15 protein-coding genes are annotated in these 16,766 nt (G+C 47.7%); 13 read left to right on the top strand and 2 right to left on the bottom strand.

Annotated elements, in window-relative coordinates; translation table 11 throughout:
* Positions 1-23: 23 nt before the first annotated feature.
* Entirely contained in the window at positions 24-1,421 is a 1,398-nt protein-coding gene (locus tag Q7P67_RS00075) for a sigma-54 dependent transcriptional regulator (protein WP_303849477.1), read from the bottom strand.
* The gene (locus tag Q7P67_RS00070) at positions 1,414-3,267 is read right to left on the bottom strand and encodes a hybrid sensor histidine kinase/response regulator (protein WP_303849475.1); all 1,854 of its coding nucleotides are present in this window, start codon (positions 3,265-3,267) and stop codon (positions 1,414-1,416) included. The genes Q7P67_RS00075 and Q7P67_RS00070 overlap by 8 nt, the downstream gene beginning before the upstream one ends.
* Before the next feature lie 252 nt (positions 3,268-3,519).
* Between Q7P67_RS00070 and Q7P67_RS00065 the strand changes: the two genes are divergently transcribed.
* From Q7P67_RS00065 to gdhA, 13 genes are all read left to right on the top strand, one after another.
* On the top strand, positions 3,520-3,939 hold the full coding sequence (locus tag Q7P67_RS00065; protein WP_303849473.1) for a response regulator: 420 nt from the start codon (positions 3,520-3,522) through the stop codon (positions 3,937-3,939).
* A complete protein-coding gene (locus Q7P67_RS00060; RefSeq protein ID WP_303849472.1) occupies positions 3,920-5,113 on the top strand; it encodes a methyl-accepting chemotaxis protein in 1,194 nt (397 codons plus the stop codon). The genes Q7P67_RS00065 and Q7P67_RS00060 overlap by 20 nt, the downstream gene beginning before the upstream one ends.
* Before the next feature lie 11 nt (positions 5,114-5,124).
* Positions 5,125-5,472, top strand: a complete 348-nt coding sequence (locus tag Q7P67_RS00055) for an STAS domain-containing protein (protein ID WP_303849470.1) — start codon at positions 5,125-5,127, stop codon at positions 5,470-5,472.
* A gap of 1 nt (position 5,473) precedes the next feature.
* Positions 5,474-5,839, top strand: a complete 366-nt coding sequence (locus Q7P67_RS00050) for a response regulator (RefSeq protein ID WP_303849467.1) — start codon at positions 5,474-5,476, stop codon at positions 5,837-5,839.
* A 6-nt stretch (positions 5,840-5,845) separates the two neighbouring features.
* Entirely contained in the window at positions 5,846-7,912 is a 2,067-nt protein-coding gene (locus tag Q7P67_RS00045) for a chemotaxis protein CheA (RefSeq protein ID WP_303849466.1), read from the top strand.
* Positions 7,913-7,934: 22 nt separating this feature from the next.
* On the top strand, positions 7,935-9,983 hold the full coding sequence (locus Q7P67_RS00040) for a methyl-accepting chemotaxis protein (protein ID WP_303849464.1): 2,049 nt from the start codon (positions 7,935-7,937) through the stop codon (positions 9,981-9,983).
* Positions 9,984-9,993: 10 nt separating this feature from the next.
* Positions 9,994-10,509 carry a chemotaxis protein CheW gene (locus Q7P67_RS00035; protein WP_303849462.1) on the top strand — a complete coding sequence of 172 codons (516 nt, stop codon included), beginning with the start codon at positions 9,994-9,996 and terminating at the stop codon, positions 10,507-10,509.
* A gap of 63 nt (positions 10,510-10,572) precedes the next feature.
* Positions 10,573-11,418, top strand: a complete 846-nt coding sequence (locus Q7P67_RS00030) for a protein-glutamate O-methyltransferase CheR (protein WP_303849460.1) — start codon at positions 10,573-10,575, stop codon at positions 11,416-11,418.
* A 68-nt stretch (positions 11,419-11,486) separates the two neighbouring features.
* Entirely contained in the window at positions 11,487-11,903 is a 417-nt protein-coding gene (locus Q7P67_RS00025) for a chemotaxis protein CheD (protein ID WP_303849457.1), read from the top strand.
* Positions 11,903-12,976, top strand: a complete 1,074-nt coding sequence (locus tag Q7P67_RS00020; RefSeq protein WP_303849455.1) for a chemotaxis response regulator protein-glutamate methylesterase — start codon at positions 11,903-11,905, stop codon at positions 12,974-12,976. Before Q7P67_RS00025 ends, Q7P67_RS00020 begins: the two co-directional genes overlap by 1 nt.
* A gap of 76 nt (positions 12,977-13,052) precedes the next feature.
* Positions 13,053-13,820 carry a LuxR family transcriptional regulator gene (locus tag Q7P67_RS00015; RefSeq protein ID WP_303849453.1) on the top strand — a complete coding sequence of 256 codons (768 nt, stop codon included), beginning with the start codon at positions 13,053-13,055 and terminating at the stop codon, positions 13,818-13,820.
* Between the two features lie 13 nt (positions 13,821-13,833).
* On the top strand, positions 13,834-15,150 hold the full coding sequence (locus Q7P67_RS00010; protein WP_303849451.1) for a S41 family peptidase: 1,317 nt from the start codon (positions 13,834-13,836) through the stop codon (positions 15,148-15,150).
* A 100-nt stretch (positions 15,151-15,250) separates the two neighbouring features.
* Positions 15,251-16,597 carry an NADP-specific glutamate dehydrogenase gene (gdhA, locus tag Q7P67_RS00005; RefSeq protein ID WP_303849449.1) on the top strand — a complete coding sequence of 449 codons (1,347 nt, stop codon included), beginning with the start codon at positions 15,251-15,253 and terminating at the stop codon, positions 16,595-16,597.
* Positions 16,598-16,766: the final 169 nt, after the last annotated feature.

Below are 16,766 nucleotides of genomic sequence, written 5' to 3'. Positions count from 1 at the left end.
TTTTCATATTAAAAGTTATTTGCCTATTTCCCTTTTTTCTGTATAAGGCGTTTGTTGAGAGCCTGTCTGGTGATGCCCAGCATGGCGGCGGCTTTGCTCTGGTTGCCCTTAACCCTTGCTATTGCCTGATCAATAAGAAGCGTTTCCATCTCTTTGAGCGACGGGAAGTAGCCGTCGTAGCTGAAAGAATTGTCGTATTTTGACCTGTCGGCAACAGGCATGATATTGTGTCTGTTCAGAAATCTGTTGATGCTCTGTTTATTTGTCTCTCTGTCGCGAAACATAAAAACGTAGTCCTGCACCAGCGCCTGAAGTTCACGCACGTTTCCGGGAAACCGATGATGTTTCAGAGAATTCATCAGGTGGTGGGGTACGTCGGGACCTTCACAGCCCATTTTTTCCAGCAGGGACCGGTAAAAATAATTGAAAAGCAGATCTATATCGTTCTTTCTTTCTCTCAGCGGCGGAATCTCTATGACGTGTGCCGAAAGCCTGTAAAAGAGGTCTTCGCGGAACGCTCCGGTCTCCACTTTTTTCCTCAGATTCGCGTTTGTAGCGGCGATAATTCTGGCTTCCGTTTTAAGAGGCGTATCGGAACCCAAAGGAGTGTATTCTCTGTTCTGCAATACCCGAAGCAGTTTTATCTGCGCCGATTCCGGCAGATCGCCTATTTCGTCCAGAAAAACAATTCCTTTGCCTGCGCTGCCAAGAAGTCCGGTTCTGTCCTTATTCGCTCCGGTAAAGGCTCCTTTGACGTGTCCGAATACCGCATCGTTGAACATGTTCTCGTCGTATGCCGATATGTTGACAGGTATGAAGCCTTCCTGATTTTTGCTGAAATTATAAAGGGTTTCTGCAACAAGTTCTTTTCCTGTACCCGTTTCTCCGGTTATAAGTACCGGAAAATCGCTTTCCGCAATGGAGAGGACGTACCGAATAACATCTTCCATAGCAGGAGACTGCGTGATTATCTTTGATTTGCACAGGTTGTTTTTTAAGCTGAGTTTCTCCAGTTCCTCTCTGGTTTTATTCAGCTCTTTTTTTATTCTGAATATATCGCTGCCTGTGGCAATACTGGCGAGGAACCTGTTCTTGTCTATTGGTTTGACGATATAGTCCTGTGCTCCGCTTTGTATGCAGCGCACGGCGGTATCTATGTCCTGCGTGGCGGAGATTATGAACACGGCAGTATCCTGATATTTTTTCCGTATCTCTTTAAGCACCTCTTCACCGTCATAATCCGGCATCCTGATGTCCAGAAATGCTACTGACGGTTCGAAGGTTGTCAGTTCGCTTATAAATTTTGCGGAGGAAGAGAAGAGCTTATAGTTCTTTATTTTATTCAGTTTAAAGAACAGTTCATAATACTGGAGCATCTCTTTTTCGTCGTCAACTATGACGATGGGGCATTTCTCAGGCATGGGCATACTTCGGGAATTTTATAGTTACAGTTGTGCCGATTGAAACCCGCGAACGTATGTTCAGGAATCCGCGATGTTCTTTTATAATGCTGTTGGCAATATAAAGCCCCAATCCGGTTCCTCCGTTCTGAAATTTTGTTGAAAAGAACGGATCCAGCAGTTTGCCAAGGTTTTCTTCGGCAATACCGACTCCTTCGTCTATTATCTCTATTATCTGATAGTTGGCATCATTATAACATTTGACTTCGAGCAGACAGTCAGTTGATTTTATCGCTTCGATGGAATTCATAAGGATATTCATGAAGACCTGTTCAAGTTTCTGCTGATTTCCGTAGATAAAGAAACTGTCGTCCGGAAAAGTGGCTTTAAAGCGCTTTGTGGCTTTGCGTATCTTGTGGCTGAGCAGCCTTACGGAGGTTTCCGCCGCCTCTTTCAGGCATATTTTCTGAAAGATGCTCACCCGTCCTGTGCGGGCATAACTTTTCAGGTCGTCCACAATGAGTTTTATCCTTTCCGCACCTTTCGCAATCCCGTCCACCAGTTCTCTCAGGTCGGTCTGAATTTCTTCTGCGCTCATGGGTTCTTCGCCGTCGTCCTCTTTTCTTCCCGTGAGGATATCAATATAGTCTGAAACAAGCGACGTGTTGAACATTATAAAGTTATTCGGATTATTTATCTCATGCGCCATGCAGGAAACCAGCGTGCCCAGAGCGGTGAGTTTGTTCGCGTGCATGAGGTGCTGCTGGAACATTTTTTTGGCTTCTTCCGCCTTGACCTGTTCCGTGACATCTCTTATCTCCATAAAGAAGTAGTCAGTATTGTCGAACGAGATTTTTTTGCCTTTAAAGTTGACGATGAAGGTGTCTCCTGCGAAGCTCTGCTGCTGTATCCTGCTGAGGCTGAAGCTGTCTTTGCCGTGGGCGCGCAGTTTCAGGATGTTTGAAACTTCGGTGCCTATGTATGTCACCAGAGTGCTTCCGGTACAGTTTTTCATATCCACCTTATATTTTTCCGCAAAAGCCCTGTTTGCCGCATAAATTTCGCATGTGGAGCACTTTACAATGACTCCGGGGTCGGATCTTTCGCTGAAGACCTTTGCAAAGCGCATTTCCGATTCCTCAAGAGAGTGTTGGGCTTTATAAAGGTTTGTCATATCGGATATAAACATCATTACGAGTTCGTTGTTGTACCATTTGCATTTTTCAGCGGAGACATGGAGAAATTTCTTTACACCCTTTAAATTCAGTTTAACGATATCGTGTTTCTCTCCTGCAAGGAGTTCCCCGATCATTTTGTTATTTATGCTGCCGCCGGAGATTTTCTCTATGCTGTCAAGGTTCGGCTCGGCTTTAAATATGTCAAAAAAAAGGTTGTTGTGTTTAACGATTCGTCCTGTCCTGTCGAGAAAAATGATTCCCATGGAACTGCTTTCCATGAGAATATTCATCATATTTGACTGGGCGGCTGTCTTTTCCACAAGGTTTATCTTGCTGTAGGCTCTGTCCAGAGCGGCGCTCAGCTCCTCTTTTGTGCAGTTATAGGAGACGTAGCCGAAGGACTGCTGGTCGAGTGTCTTGTCGAGAATCTGTTTAACGGATTCGTCCGTGACGTAAATCACGGGAATATTGTTATAGCTGTAAACCTGTTCGAGTATAAGCGATTCTCCGGTTTCCATGAGAAAGTCAATATCCAGAATAACTACGTCTGGTGCAATCTGCCGCATGGAGAGGACTGCGTCGGCTGGAGTGTGAACTATTTTAATTATATAATAGCCGTCTGAATATATCTTTTGTACAAAGTCGTAGGTGAGCGTATGTTCGCTCCTGGCAATCATCAGAATCTTCATTTTTAAGCACCGGACTGGGATTTCGTAAGAAATTAATCATATAAATTATATACTTAATTTTAGTGACACACATGTAAATGTCAACCAAATTTTCTCTTTTTTAAAAAAGTTTATTAACCGCAAATAATAAGAATGTTACAAACCGTCAAAAAACGATAGTTAGGTTGACAATTATCGTCTTGCGCTGACCATAATAAATTATTGGTAAATAAGCAAGGATAATGTGGCATACCTATTGCTTTTGATAGCTCCATGAAAGGTAAAAGAATACTTTTGATTGAAGATGAAGCGCTCTTTAGAACTGCGGTGCGCATAGTGATGACAAGGCGCGGATATGACGTGGTTGAGGCGGGCGACGGTGACGAGGGGATGCAGTGTATCATCAGCAGCATCCTTGAGGAAAACCCGTACAGCCTGATATTGCTCGACCTTATCATGCCCAAGGTTTCGGGGATAGACGTTATCGAATACCTCGTTGAGGAGAAGATCGAAACGCCTGTGCTGGTCATAACGAGTATGCTCGATTTCGACATCGAGTTTTTCTGCTCAAGGCTGAAAAATATTGCTGTCTTGCAGAAACCGTTCTCTTCCAAAGAGTTTTTCAGAAAATTGAGCGAAATGCTCGGGACTTTGAACGAGAGCGGAGGAAGACATGAACAGCAGAATATTTAAAGCTGCGGCGGCGCTGCTTGTGGTTGTACAGACGGTTGTCTGTTTTGCGGACGGCACAATTTTTCGTGCCGGCATTTGCGCAGTGTGCGGCATCATTATTCTTGTTCTGTTCCTTTCCGGTGCAAAAGCCGAAGCGGAAGAGGCGAGGAAGCAGGAACATGCTAATCATGAGGACTGCGCGGCAAAGCTGAAAGGTTCGTTCGTGCCTCTTACAAAAGCTCTGGATATAAGGGCGGAGCTTATAACCGTTCTTAAAAACCAGCTTCTGCGGGCAAACAGCGACAGCGAATCCGCACACAACGACATTGCGGGCAAATTCAATATGATAGTCTCCATGGCGGAGGAACAATCCAGCAGTGCCTCAAAAGCTATCGACAGCCTTACCGGTACAGGAAGCAGGGACGAGAATTTCATCGATAACAGCAAGGCTATCCTGTCCAAGGTTCTGAGCGAAATATCGGTCATCTACAGATATATAGATGAAACAAACAAAGAACTGGCGGTAGTTATAGAGGATATCGGGAATATAAGGGACACTGTGGAGAACGTTGAATACATCGCCGATCAGACAAACCTGCTCGCTCTGAACGCCGCCATAGAAGCGGCGAGGGCGGGGGACGCCGGGCGGGGTTTTGCCGTTGTTGCCGACGAAGTGCGCAAACTTGCGGAAAAATCAAACCAGTTCTCTCTGGAGATACGCAATATCATAGACGAGGTTTCCGGCAAGGTCGGAGACATCCGCGAGAAAACCGTTGAAAATGTCAGAAATATCAAAGAAATACACGACAGATCCGATTCGGAGATAACAAAGACGCTGAAGGTGCTTGATCAGTCGATGAGCAATTCAAGCCGGATAGTTGAACAGCTTACCTATACTTCGGCGGAGCTTGCAAACGAGATAGGCGGAATGGTAGTCGCCATGCAGTATCAGGATATAAACCGACAGCGGATAGAACACGTTATAGAGCCTCTGGATATGATAAGGGCGGATATGGAGAGCATCCGTTCCGCGCTGAACACTTTCAGGGGAGACGAATTACGGGTTGATGTCAGCAATATAGAGCACTACATCAAAGAACTTTACACAATGGAATCGGAACGGGAGGTTCACTCATCAAAGAAACCCGGCAGAACCGGGAATTTACATAGCGATGACAACGTGGAGTTGTTTTAGCGAGGTTTATTATGATTGAAATGCGAATGGAGAAGCAGGCGGACGGAAAAACGATACTTCACCTCAGCGGCGAACTGACAATATCCAACGTCAGACCGCTTTACGAGAGAGTATGTGAGGGACTCAAAGCACCGGAGGAACTTACTGTACATATCGGCAATGTGGACGCGATTGACTGCACATTTCTGCAGGTTCTTTGTACCGCCCACAGAGCCTATACGGCGAAAGGAAAGAGTTTTTGTGTGAAACTCGATGATTGCGGGATCATCGGGAAAGCAGGCTGGTCCGGCATAGCTCCCGGAAAAAAATGCGCGAAAGGGCTTTTCGGGACATGTTTTCTGATACAGGAGGGTGAGTAAGATGGCAAAGACTATTTTGACTGTGGACGATTCCGCAAGCATAAGACAAATGGTCAGATTTACGCTTGTTAAAGAGGGGTACGAGGTCATCGAGGCGTGCGACGGAAAGGACGCCCTCAGCAAACTTCAGTCGGGCGCGGCAAACATGGTCGTCACCGACCTTAACATGCCCAACATGGACGGCATAACGCTTATTAAGGAACTGCGGGCGAAGCCCCAGTATAAGTTTGTGCCCATCATAATGCTGACCACAGAGTCTCAGGATTCCAAAAAGGCGGAGGGCAAAGCGGCGGGCGCAACCGGATGGATAGTTAAGCCGTTTAAACCGGAACAGCTCGTTACCGTTGTTAAAAAGGTACTGGGGTAAAAGGCGATGTCAGCGGACATACACAGCGAGGCGTTCATTCAGGAGGCGCAGGAGCTTTTGCAGGAGCTGGAGGCTTCCCTGCTGGAGCTTGAGGACGATTCTGAAAACACCGAGCTGATAGCAAGGATATTCCGTGCCATGCACACCATAAAGGGTTCCGGCGCAATGTTCGGCTTCGAGAATATCGCTCATTTTGTCCACGATATAGAGACGGCATACGACATGGTGCGAAACGGCGAACTGCGCGTTTCAAAGCCCATGCTGGATTACTCGTTCAAATCGTGCGACGTGATAAAGCAGATGCTCGACGACAGCAGCGTAAGAGCCGAAAGCGGTGAAGCGCTTGAAATAATCACCTTTTTCAGGGGCTGCCGTAAAGACACGGGCGATGCGCAGAACACCGTCCCGGAGCATCAGGATGAGCCTGAACAGGGACCGGAGAGAACATACCGCATCAGGTTCGAGCCTTCGGAGAATATCTTTCTGACAGGGACAAACCCCGCGATGCTCCTTGAGGAGCTTCAAGCGATGGGAGAGAGCGAGATAATCACCCATATAACCAGAATACCCGAAATCGAAGAGCTCGACCCGGAGTGCTGTTATACCTTCTGGGACGTGATACTCACCACTTCCAAAACCGAGAACGATATCAGGGACGTTTTTATGTTTGTCGAGGATGAAAGCGTTCTTAAAATCGACGTTATCTATGAAAGCGGTCTGGATGAGGAAAATTACAGAAAACTGGGCGAAATTCTCGTTGAAAAGGGCGAAGTTTCTGCTGAAGACCTCGCCGCAATAATAAAAGAGAAGAAAATGATAGGCGAAATGCTCATTGAGAAGGGTCTGGTTGAACAGGACGCCGTTGTTTCCGCTCTTGAGGAACAGAAATACATAAAAAATCTGAAAGCGAAAAAAGCGGCGGCAGAGAACAACACCTCTCTGCGGGTGCCGTCTGAAAAGCTGGATTCGCTGGTTGACCTTGTGGGCGAACTGGTGACGGTTCAGGCAAGACTTAACCAGACGGCGGCATCCATGGGCGATTCAGGGCTTTCAAAGATAGCGGAGGATGTGGAACGTCTTGTCTGGGAGCTTCGCGACAACACAATGAGCATCAGGATGCTCCAGATAGGCACCACGTTCAGCAAATACAAAAGACTTGTCAGGGACCTTGCGAAGGATCTGGGCAAGGATATAGAGCTTGTCACAAAAGGCGAGGAGACCGAGCTTGACAAAACAGTCATTGAAAAGCTGGGCGACCCGCTGGTTCACCTTGTCCGCAACTCTGTTGACCACGGTATAGAACTTCCCGCAGACAGAATTGCCGCAGGAAAAAGCCCCAGAGGGAAGATTACCCTTTCGGCGGAACATTCAGGCGATTCGGTTCTTATCCGTATTACGGACGACGGCAAGGGACTGGACAAAAAAGTTCTCATGAAAAAGGCGGCTGAAAAAGGATTGATATCCGAAAACGCTGAACTCTCCTCAAAGGAGGCGTTCGAGCTTATCTTTCTTCCCGGATTTTCCACAGCTGCTGCGGTTTCAAACATTTCCGGCAGAGGCGTCGGCATGGACGTTGTTAAACGGAACATCGAGGCGCTCAGAGGCACCATCGAGATAGACAGCTCCATCGGCAAAGGAACGGAGATAACCCTGAAACTGCCGCTGACACTGGCTATTATAGACGGGCTTCTGGTTCGCATCGGCGAGCAGTTTTTCATAATCCCTCTGTCGATGGTCAACGAATGTATCGAGTTTAAGGAGTCTCTGCACAGAACGGAATCGGGCAGATGTATATTGAAAGTGCGCGATGACCTTATCCCGTATCTTAAACTCAGGAGCATTTTCTTCATCCCGGAGGAGGAACCTGAGATTCAGCAGATCGTTATCCTTGATATCGAAAACAACAGGATAGGTTTTGTTGTGGACAGCGTCATCGGCGACCACCAGACAGTGATAAAGTCGCTGGGTAAATCATTTAAAAAGGTTGAATGTATTTCCGGAGCGTCTGTCCTTGGCGACGGATCCATCGCTCTGATAATCGACGTCATGAAAATTTATAATAGTGTTGGATAATAAAGGTTTATTGGAGGTTACGATGTTTAAGAATCTTAAAGTCGGCACACAGATAGGACTTGGTTTTGCAATCGTTATGTTCATTTTGTTCATCGTCGCACTTGTTTCGTTTATCGGAATAAGCACCGCGGCCAGCGGCTTCAGCGAATACAGGCACGTCGCCAGAAGCTCCAATCTGGTGAGCAGTTTACAATCGAATATGTTCATGGTGCGCATGAACGTCAAGGATTTCATTGTCGGCGGAAAAAAGGAATCGGCTGACGGTTTTTACAAATATTCCGCAAACGTTGACGAATACCTTAAACAGAGCAAAGAGGAGATAACCGAATCCGGACCTGCTGAACTTATTTCAAGCATAGACGAGAATTTCGGTAAATATAAAGACGGTTTTTCAAAAATTGAGCAGGCGACAAACGCAAGACAGGTGAGTGTCAACAACATGGTGCAGCTCGGCAGCGATATGCGCCACCTGCTCACGGAAATGATGACCGCCGCGTATCAGTCAGGAGATGCCGAAACGGCTTATTATGCAGGAAGGATACAGGAGAACATCATGCTCGGCAGATACCGTGCGCTCGGTTTCATAAACGGCGCAACGAAAGAGGTTGAGCAGGATATCAGAACCTATTTTGAGACAAATATACCGTCTCTTATGAAATCAATGGACAGAAGCATAAAAAGCGCCGCACTCCGGTCTGAATATAACAACCTGTCCACTATGCTTGATAAATACAGAGAAAACTTCAACAAAGTTTCAGACTACAGCTTTGAAAAGGTCAGGCTGGAAAATGAAGTGCTCGCAGTTGTGGGCGCGCAGGTGATAAAAGATACAGACGCTGTGACGGCGCTTGCAGTTGAAAGACAGAACGCACTCGGCGCTGACATACAGAGCAGCAACACCAGAACCATCGTGCTCGTTTCCATAGTTGCGGTTATCGGTCTGGGTGTGGGTATAGTCTTCGCCCTTATCATTACAAAACTTGTCAAAGCGCCCCTTGGCGGCGAACCCAGAGATATGGCGGAGATAACCAAGCGCATCGCGCAGGGCGATCTGGACGTGACTTTTGAAGTGCAGAAGGGGCAGGCGCTCACAGGTCTTTACGGCGATCTGAAAAACATGGTTGATCAGCTCAGAACCATAGTTGCGGATGTTAAAAGTGCGTCCGACAACGTTGCGGCTGGCAGCAACGAACTCAGCTCCGCAGCGCAGGATATGTCACAGGGTGCAACGGAACAGGCGGCAAGTGCGGAAGAGGCTTCATCATCCATGGAGGAGATGGCTTCAAATATAAACCAGAACGCGGACAACGCCCTTCAGACAGAGAAGATAGCTCTTAAAGCATCTGCTGATGCGAAAGACGGCGGCGAGGCTGTGGAATCAACCGTAAAAGCCATGAAAGAGATAGCAGGCAAAATATCCATTATAGAAGAGATAGCGAGACAGACCAACCTTCTGGCGCTTAACGCTGCAATTGAGGCGGCGAGAGCCGGGGAACACGGAAAAGGTTTCGCTGTTGTTGCGTCCGAAGTGCGCAAACTTGCAGAGCGCAGTCAGGAAGCCGCAGGCGAGATAAGCGAGCTTTCATCCAGCAGCGTGAGCATAGCGGAGCGCGCCGGAGTTCTCCTTGCGCAGATACTCCCCGACATCCAGAAAACGGCTGAACTTGTTCAGGAGATAACAGCGGCAAGCAGCGAGATGCGCACCGGTTCCGACCAGATAAACACTGCAATCCAGCAGCTTGATCAGGTGATCCAGCGAAACGCAGGCGTTGCGGAAGAGATGGCAGCCACATCGGAAGAGCTTTCCGGTCAGGCGCTGTCTCTTCAACAGACAATGTCGTTCTTTAAAATGAATACCAACGGCGGCAGAAGACAGACCTCTGTCAGGTCACTGCCTTCGGCTTCACACATGCAGCCTAAACAGGCTCCGAAAGCCGGTACGGCTCCTACAGTTGTTTCCAGATTTAAAAAGGGCAGCGGCAAGCCAGCGCAAAACGAGGGAATAGTACTCGATATGACTGAGGATTCCGCCAAAGGCGACAAATACGACAGCGATTTCGAGAGCTATTAAGGAGCGGAACATGGCTGAAAATACTGCTGTTACATATGAAAACTGTCAGGTGCTGACATTCATTCTGGCAGATGAGGTATACGGAGTGGACATTATGTCCGTTCGCGAGGTGATGGACTACACCAACGTGACGAAAGTTCCCCAGACACCGGACTATATGGTCGGCGTAATAAACCTCAGAGGAAACGTCGTTCCTGTACTGGATTTAAGATGTAAATTCGGTATGGGAAAAACCGTTAAAACGGTTAACACATGCGTGATTATTGTCGAGGTGAGCATAGAGGATGAAACAACCATTCTCGGTGCACTTGCTGATTCGGTGCAGGAGGTTGTGGATTTTGAGGGTGCGAACATCGAAAGCGCCCCCAAGATGGGCACGCAGCTTAACACCGCATTCATAAAAGGAATGGCGAAAAAGGGCGACGGATTCGTCATTATCCTGAATATTGACGAAGTCTTCGCAACTGAGGACGTCGCCGGACTTACCGGGCAGAAGTCCGCCGAGAAGGAAAAACCTACGTTCTGATTTTAATTTCCGCCCTGCCTTCTGCAGGCGGGGCGGTTTTCGTTTCCATGCAGGGGTGGTTTTATGACATCGAATATTTTTTCTAAGAAACTGGAAGAGAAGGATTTTAACAGGCTTAAAACGTTCATAGAGAGTTCGTGCGGAATAAAACTTTCGGAGAATAAGAAAAGCATGGTGGAGGGCAGGCTCAGAAAGCGCATAAAGGCGCTGGGAATGGATGGCTACTCCGAATATGTGGATTTTGTTTTTGACGGCGGAAGAGACAGCATCGAACAGACGTACCTTATAGACGTCATAACTACCAATAAGACGGATTTTTTCAGAGAAAACAACCATTTCGAGATGATGAGCTCGAAGATTCTGCCCATGCTTTCAGAAAAAGGAGGGCTGGGACATCACAGACCTCTGCGTGTGTGGAGCTGCGCAAGCTCCACAGGAGAGGAGCCCTATACAATCGCTATGGTGCTGGCGGAATATTTCGGTGTTAACGGTAAATTCAGCATATTTGCCACCGACATAAACACCAGCGTGCTGAGTACGGCAAAACGGGCGATATACACAGAGGACAGAGCAAGGGACATCCCTTATGAGCTGAAAAAGAAATATCTTCTGCGCTCAAAAAATCCTGACGACAGACTCGTCAGATTCCGTCCGGAGATACGCAGCAAGGTAAAATTTGCACGGCTGAACCTGAAATCCTCCCACTACATGCTGCCGGAATCGGTAGATATCGTATTCTGCAGAAACGTGTTAATATACTTTGACATAAAGACTCAGGAAGAGATGCTGAACCGGATATGTTCGCACATGAACCCAGGCGGTTTCCTCTTCATGGGACATTCAGAGTCCATCCACGGGCTGCGGCTTCCTGTTAAAAGCTACGCCCCGACCATATATATAAGAGACTGAAAATGATTGACGATGCTTCCTGTAAATATCTGTTGCCGGGTGATTTGTTTTATTTTGACACTCCTGTTATGATCAACACGGTGCTTGGTTCCTGCGTGTCTGTAACCATGTTCGCAAGGTGCCAGATGCTTGGAATAATCTCCCACAGTATGCTCCCCGGACCCGACGTGCATCCGGGGGGCATTGCAAATTTCAAGTATACCGACAGTTCCCTGCTGCATATGGCGGATATCCTTAAAGAGAGGGGGATATATCCGGAAGAGGTAGAGGTGAAGGTGTTCGGCGGTTCGGACATGTTCTCAGTCACGAACGCATCTTTCAGTGTCGGACAGAAAAATATTGCCGCTGCTGTGTCTCTGCTGGAAAAGATGAGATTTAAGATAGTGGCGCAGGATACAGGCGGGCAGTTCACCAGAAAGCTGTATTTCTCTACGGAGACAGGAATAGTGTACGTCAGGAAAATATCTAAATTGCAGGTACTTTGATGGATAAAATAAACGTTATGGTGGTGGACGATTCGGCAGTTGTGAGGCAGGCGATGCAGGAGATACTGACCGGAGACCCGCATATCGGCGAGGTTGTCTGCTGTTCAGACCCGTTTGCCGCTGCCGCAAAACTTCAGACTTTTGTGCCCGATGTGATCATCCTTGACATCGAGATGCCCAGAATGGACGGTCTCTCTTTTCTGAAAAAGATAATGAGTCAGCACCCGATACCCGTTGTGATGTGCTCCAGCCTTGCCGAAAGCAATTCCGAAACGGGGCTGAAGGCTATGGAATACGGAGCGGTGGAGATAATCTGCAAACCCAGAATGGGAACGAAGGCATTCATAGAGGAATCACGCATACTCATTACCGATACGGTGAAGGCGGCGGCGAATGTGCAGGTTGGCAGGATAAGCCCGAAGAGGTTCGACGTTCAGCCGAAACTGAGCGCTGACGTGATGCTATCAGTGCCTAAAGACCACTCAATGATAAAGACCACGGAAAAGGTGATTCTGATAGGTGCGTCCACAGGCGGAACAGAGGCGCTTGCCGGTCTTTTGCAGGGGTTTGCGCCGGACTGCCCCGGAATAGTCATTGTTCAGCACATGCCGGAGAATTTCACGAAATCATTTGCAAACAGACTGGACTCCATATGCGCGGTTTCCGTTAAACAGGCGGACAACGGAGACACGGTTCTGCCGGGCAGGGTTCTTCTTGCGCCGGGGAACAAACACATGATGATAAAGCGGAGCGGTGCCCGATATTATGTCGAGATAAAGGACGGACCCCTCGTCAGCAGGCACAGACCGTCCGTTGATGTTCTTTTCCGCAGCGGTGCGCGCTATGTCGGCAAGAACGCTGTGGGCGTTATACTGACCGGAATGGGCGACGACGGCGCCAAAGGGATGCGGGAGCTGAAAGAGGCGGGAGCATATAATATTGCGCAGGACGAAAAGACCAGCGTGGTTTTCGGTATGCCAAAGGTCGCTATAGAAATGGGCGGTGTTGACAGCGTGCTTCCGCTTAAAGATATCGCCGCAGACGTTATCATCCACTGCCGTCGGCACAGTTAAGGTTCTTTTACCCAAACGGGTTTCATCCGGTTTTTTTTGTGTTAAGATACGGAAAGATAAAAACCGGAGACTCTTCATGCCCGCAGAAATCAGCGAATTTAAAAAACTCGACAAAGGCGACCTTGTGAAATGCCTCTTCACAATTAACAGGTGTCACAAGGTGAACGATGTAGAGAGTTTCCATGAACTGATAATGGATTTCGCATCATATATCGGTTTCAGATACGTTCTTTACTGCTATTCCATATCGACTTACGACAGCGGATACAAAATTAATATGGTAAACCTGTCAAATCCTGTGAAATGGATGCAGGAATACGACGAACAGGATTTCCTTGAGTGCGATCCTGTCCGCAGTGAGATGGAACGCAGGCTGAAAAACGGTGCCCGTCTGTCTTTCATCCGGTGGGACGCTTATGATGAAAAAGTGCCGCTTCAGGAGCAGAATGTTATTGACAGGAGAAAGCATTACGGGCTGGAATACGGCTGTTCTGTCTATGACGATTCAGAGAACAGGGATTTTGCATTTCTGATCTCTTTTGCCGATAAAAAACGCAAACCGGATGACAGAACGGAGATGATGTGCCGCCTGGTCGTGACACATCTCATGACGACTCGGAAAAGACTTGATATGCTGGTGCTTTTCAACAGTCTTACAAAAAAGGAGACTGCCATAGCCGAATGGCTTATGAAGGGCAAGACCAACTGGGAGATCGCGAAGATTCTCGGTATAAGCGAAAATACCGTCAAATTTCATATGAAGAACATTTTTGTGAAGCTCTGTGTTACCAACCGTCAGCAGGCGGTTAATGTTATACTTATTGCAAGATATCTCAGCAACTGAAGGGAGGTTGTTTATGTCGAAATTAAGGCTGGCAGCAGCGGTATGTCTGTCGTTTCTGCTGTTTTCGTGCGGCGGAGGTTACGGCGGCGGTTCATCCGACGATGAACTGCACATAGATTATTACCCGACAGAATGCAGCGAGGCGGCACAGACGGAATTCGTATATAACGCCATGCGCGACGTATATTTCTGGGCGGATGAGACGCCTGTTCTGGATTATACGGCTTTTTCGTCACAGTACGATCTGATGAATGCCATGAAATCCTCCAAAGACAGATTCAGCACCATATATAACCAGCAGGAGCTTGAGGACTACTACGCAGGTTCCGGTGTCGGGCTTGGGTTCAACGGAATAACTGATTCGACAGACCTTTATGTGAGAGCTGTTTATCCTGATTCGCCTGCGGATAAAGCCGGAATCAAGCGAGGCGACAGAATAGTAACCATGAACGGGTACACAGGATATCAGATAATCAACGACGATGCGGCGTATGACGCAGTGTACGGCAATGCCACTGTGGGAACTCAGGTAGAGGTTGTTTTTGAAGATGCGGCACATATTCAACACACCGCCACACTGGTTATGGCGGATTATTATGCCGATTCCGTGCTCGGTTATTCTGTCCTGACAAATAATTCGAGCGGCAAAAAGGTCGGATATATCATGTATAACTCTTTCAATGAGAATATATCCGATACAAACGAGGCGTTCACCGCATTTCAGAACGCAGGCGTGGATGAACTGGTGGTGGATCTGCGCTATAACGGCGGCGGACTTGTAAGCGCCGCACAGTATATCTCAAGTGTCATAGGGGGCAACAGCCTCAGCGGTGACGTGCTTCTGCAGATGGCTTACAACAGTATGCATCAGGACGCGAACAAGACATATAATTTTACCAGAACAAAATATGACCTTGACCCGGCAAAGATAGTTTTTCTGGTGACAGGTAACACAGCCTCCGCAAGCGAGCTTATGATAAACGGTCTCCTGCCTTTCAGAGACGTCTATATCATAGGCGACACCACCTACGGAAAGCCTGTGGGCAACAACTATATTCCCTATTGCGACAAATACCTTGCCGCGGTGACGTTTGAAAACCGGAACGCCCTGGGGACAGGTGATTATTACGACGGGATGGAGCCGGACTGTGTTAAGATTGAGGATCTCACCAGCCTTGGTACTTTCGGCGACAGAAACGAGAAATATCTTGCGGCGGCGATGAACTATCTTGAAACCGGAACATGCGTTTCCGAGCGTGGCGGAAAAGGTGAGATTCCGGTGCGCGATCTTGAAGTTCAGGCACCATGGGACAAAAAAATAATTAAATAAGGTTTTCAGAGCAAATTTCCTGTATTCAAAAGGCATTTTTTGCAGTATGTAGTAATTGTAAGTTTTATTACAATTACTACATATATAAAAGGAGATGCCTATGAAAGGTCCGTCACCAAAAATTGAAAAGATTTATCAGCAGGTTGTGGACAGAAACCCCGGCGAGACGGAGTTTCATCAGGCTGTCTGCGAGGTTCTGGACAGTCTTGGTCAGGTTATCCAGAAATATCCTAAATATGCCGACCACAAAATCATCGAGCGTATCTGCGAACCCGAACGCCAGATAATCTTCCGCGTTCCGTGGACAGACGACAAGGGAAACATCCATATCAACAGAGGTTTCAGAGTCGAGTTCAACTCTGCTCTCGGACCCTATAAGGGCGGTCTGCGCTTTCATGAGTCCGTTTATCTCGGCATCATAAAATTCCTCGGATTTGAACAGATATTCAAAAACGCCCTCACAGGTATGCCCATAGGCGGCGGCAAGGGCGGTTCCGATTTTAACCCCAAAGGCAGAACCGACTCTGAGATAATGAGATTCTGCCAGAGCTTCATGACTGAACTTTACAGACACCTCGGCGAATACACAGACGTTCCCGCAGGGGACATCGGCGTGGGCGGACGCGAGATAGGCTATATGTTCGGACAGTATAAAAGGATAACCAACCGCTACGAAGCGGGTGTGCTGACCGGAAAAGGGCTTTCATGGGGCGGTTCGCTTGTGCGCACTGAGGCGACAGGATATGGTGCCGTCTATTTTGTAAACGAAATGCTCAAAATGAAGAAACAGAGCTTCGAAGGTAAAACCTGCGTTGTTTCAGGTTCAGGCAACGTTGCCATCTATACAGTTGAAAAGATAAACCAACTCGGCGGTAAGGTTGTGGCTATGTCCGATTCAAACGGATATATTTTCGACAAACGCGGAATAGACCTCAACCTTGTAAAACAGCTTAAAGAGGTTGAGCGCCGCAGGATCAAGGACTACTGCGAATATCACAAAGGCGCATCATACATCGACGGCGGAAACATCTGGGAAGTTCCCTGTCAGGTTGCCATGCCGTCCGCAACACAGAACGAACTGGATGCCAAGGACGCGGAGATGCTTGTTAAAAACGGATGTATCGCTGTGGGCGAGGGCGCTAACATGCCCACAACACCCGAAGGCACAAAAGTGTTTCTCAGCGGCGGAGTCCTCTTCGGACCCGGAAAGGCTGCGAATGCAGGCGGTGTTGCGACATCCGCACTTGAGATGCAGCAGAACGCCAGCCGTGATTCGTGGAGCTTCGAGCATACCGAAAAACGTCTGCACGATATCATGGTGGGAATACACAAGGCATGTTACGAGCAGTCTGAAGAGTTCGGACAGCCCGGTAACTATATAATGGGAGCCAACATCGCTTCTTTCCGCAAGGTAGCGGATGCGATGATTTCTCTGGGACTCGTATAATAAAATAAAAAGGGCGGTCAACCGACCGCCCTCAGCTTGTTGACAAACCCCATGTAATTGCAAATACATGGGGTTTTTGTTATTGTATATAATGCTTAAAGAAACAGAAGACCAATTTGAAACGGAACTTTACCTGAATATTGATGATCTTGTCCCTCATGATCATCTT

It is taken from the genome of Seleniivibrio woodruffii (genome assembly GCF_029267515.1).
GTDB lineage: Bacteria > Chrysiogenota > Deferribacteres > Deferribacterales > Geovibrionaceae > Seleniivibrio > Seleniivibrio woodruffii_A.
Note: the sequence above shows the minus strand (reverse complement) of the source record. Positions and strands in the feature narration are given on the sequence as shown.

What these genes read in the sequence shown, in the direction of transcription:
- Q7P67_RS00075 (WP_303849477.1), bottom strand. Translation starts at nt 1,421, where the DNA reads ATGCCTGAGAAATGCCCCATCGTCATAGTTGACGACGAAAAAGAGATG.
- Q7P67_RS00070 (WP_303849475.1), bottom strand. Translation starts at nt 3,267, where the DNA reads ATGAAGATTCTGATGATTGCCAGGAGCGAACATACGCTCACCTACGAC.
- Q7P67_RS00065 (WP_303849473.1), top strand. Translation starts at nt 3,520, where the DNA reads ATGAAAGGTAAAAGAATACTTTTGATTGAAGATGAAGCGCTCTTTAGA.
- Q7P67_RS00060 (WP_303849472.1), top strand. Translation starts at nt 3,920, where the DNA reads ATGAACAGCAGAATATTTAAAGCTGCGGCGGCGCTGCTTGTGGTTGTA.
- Q7P67_RS00055 (WP_303849470.1), top strand. Translation starts at nt 5,125, where the DNA reads ATGATTGAAATGCGAATGGAGAAGCAGGCGGACGGAAAAACGATACTT.
- Q7P67_RS00050 (WP_303849467.1), top strand. Translation starts at nt 5,474, where the DNA reads ATGGCAAAGACTATTTTGACTGTGGACGATTCCGCAAGCATAAGACAA.
- Q7P67_RS00045 (WP_303849466.1), top strand. Translation starts at nt 5,846, where the DNA reads ATGTCAGCGGACATACACAGCGAGGCGTTCATTCAGGAGGCGCAGGAG.
- Q7P67_RS00040 (WP_303849464.1), top strand. Translation starts at nt 7,935, where the DNA reads ATGTTTAAGAATCTTAAAGTCGGCACACAGATAGGACTTGGTTTTGCA.
- Q7P67_RS00035 (WP_303849462.1), top strand. Translation starts at nt 9,994, where the DNA reads ATGGCTGAAAATACTGCTGTTACATATGAAAACTGTCAGGTGCTGACA.
- Q7P67_RS00030 (WP_303849460.1), top strand. Translation starts at nt 10,573, where the DNA reads ATGACATCGAATATTTTTTCTAAGAAACTGGAAGAGAAGGATTTTAAC.
- Q7P67_RS00025 (WP_303849457.1), top strand. Translation starts at nt 11,487, where the DNA reads ATGATCAACACGGTGCTTGGTTCCTGCGTGTCTGTAACCATGTTCGCA.
- Q7P67_RS00020 (WP_303849455.1), top strand. Translation starts at nt 11,903, where the DNA reads ATGGATAAAATAAACGTTATGGTGGTGGACGATTCGGCAGTTGTGAGG.
- Q7P67_RS00015 (WP_303849453.1), top strand. Translation starts at nt 13,053, where the DNA reads ATGCCCGCAGAAATCAGCGAATTTAAAAAACTCGACAAAGGCGACCTT.
- Q7P67_RS00010 (WP_303849451.1), top strand. Translation starts at nt 13,834, where the DNA reads ATGTCGAAATTAAGGCTGGCAGCAGCGGTATGTCTGTCGTTTCTGCTG.
- gdhA (WP_303849449.1), top strand. Translation starts at nt 15,251, where the DNA reads ATGAAAGGTCCGTCACCAAAAATTGAAAAGATTTATCAGCAGGTTGTG.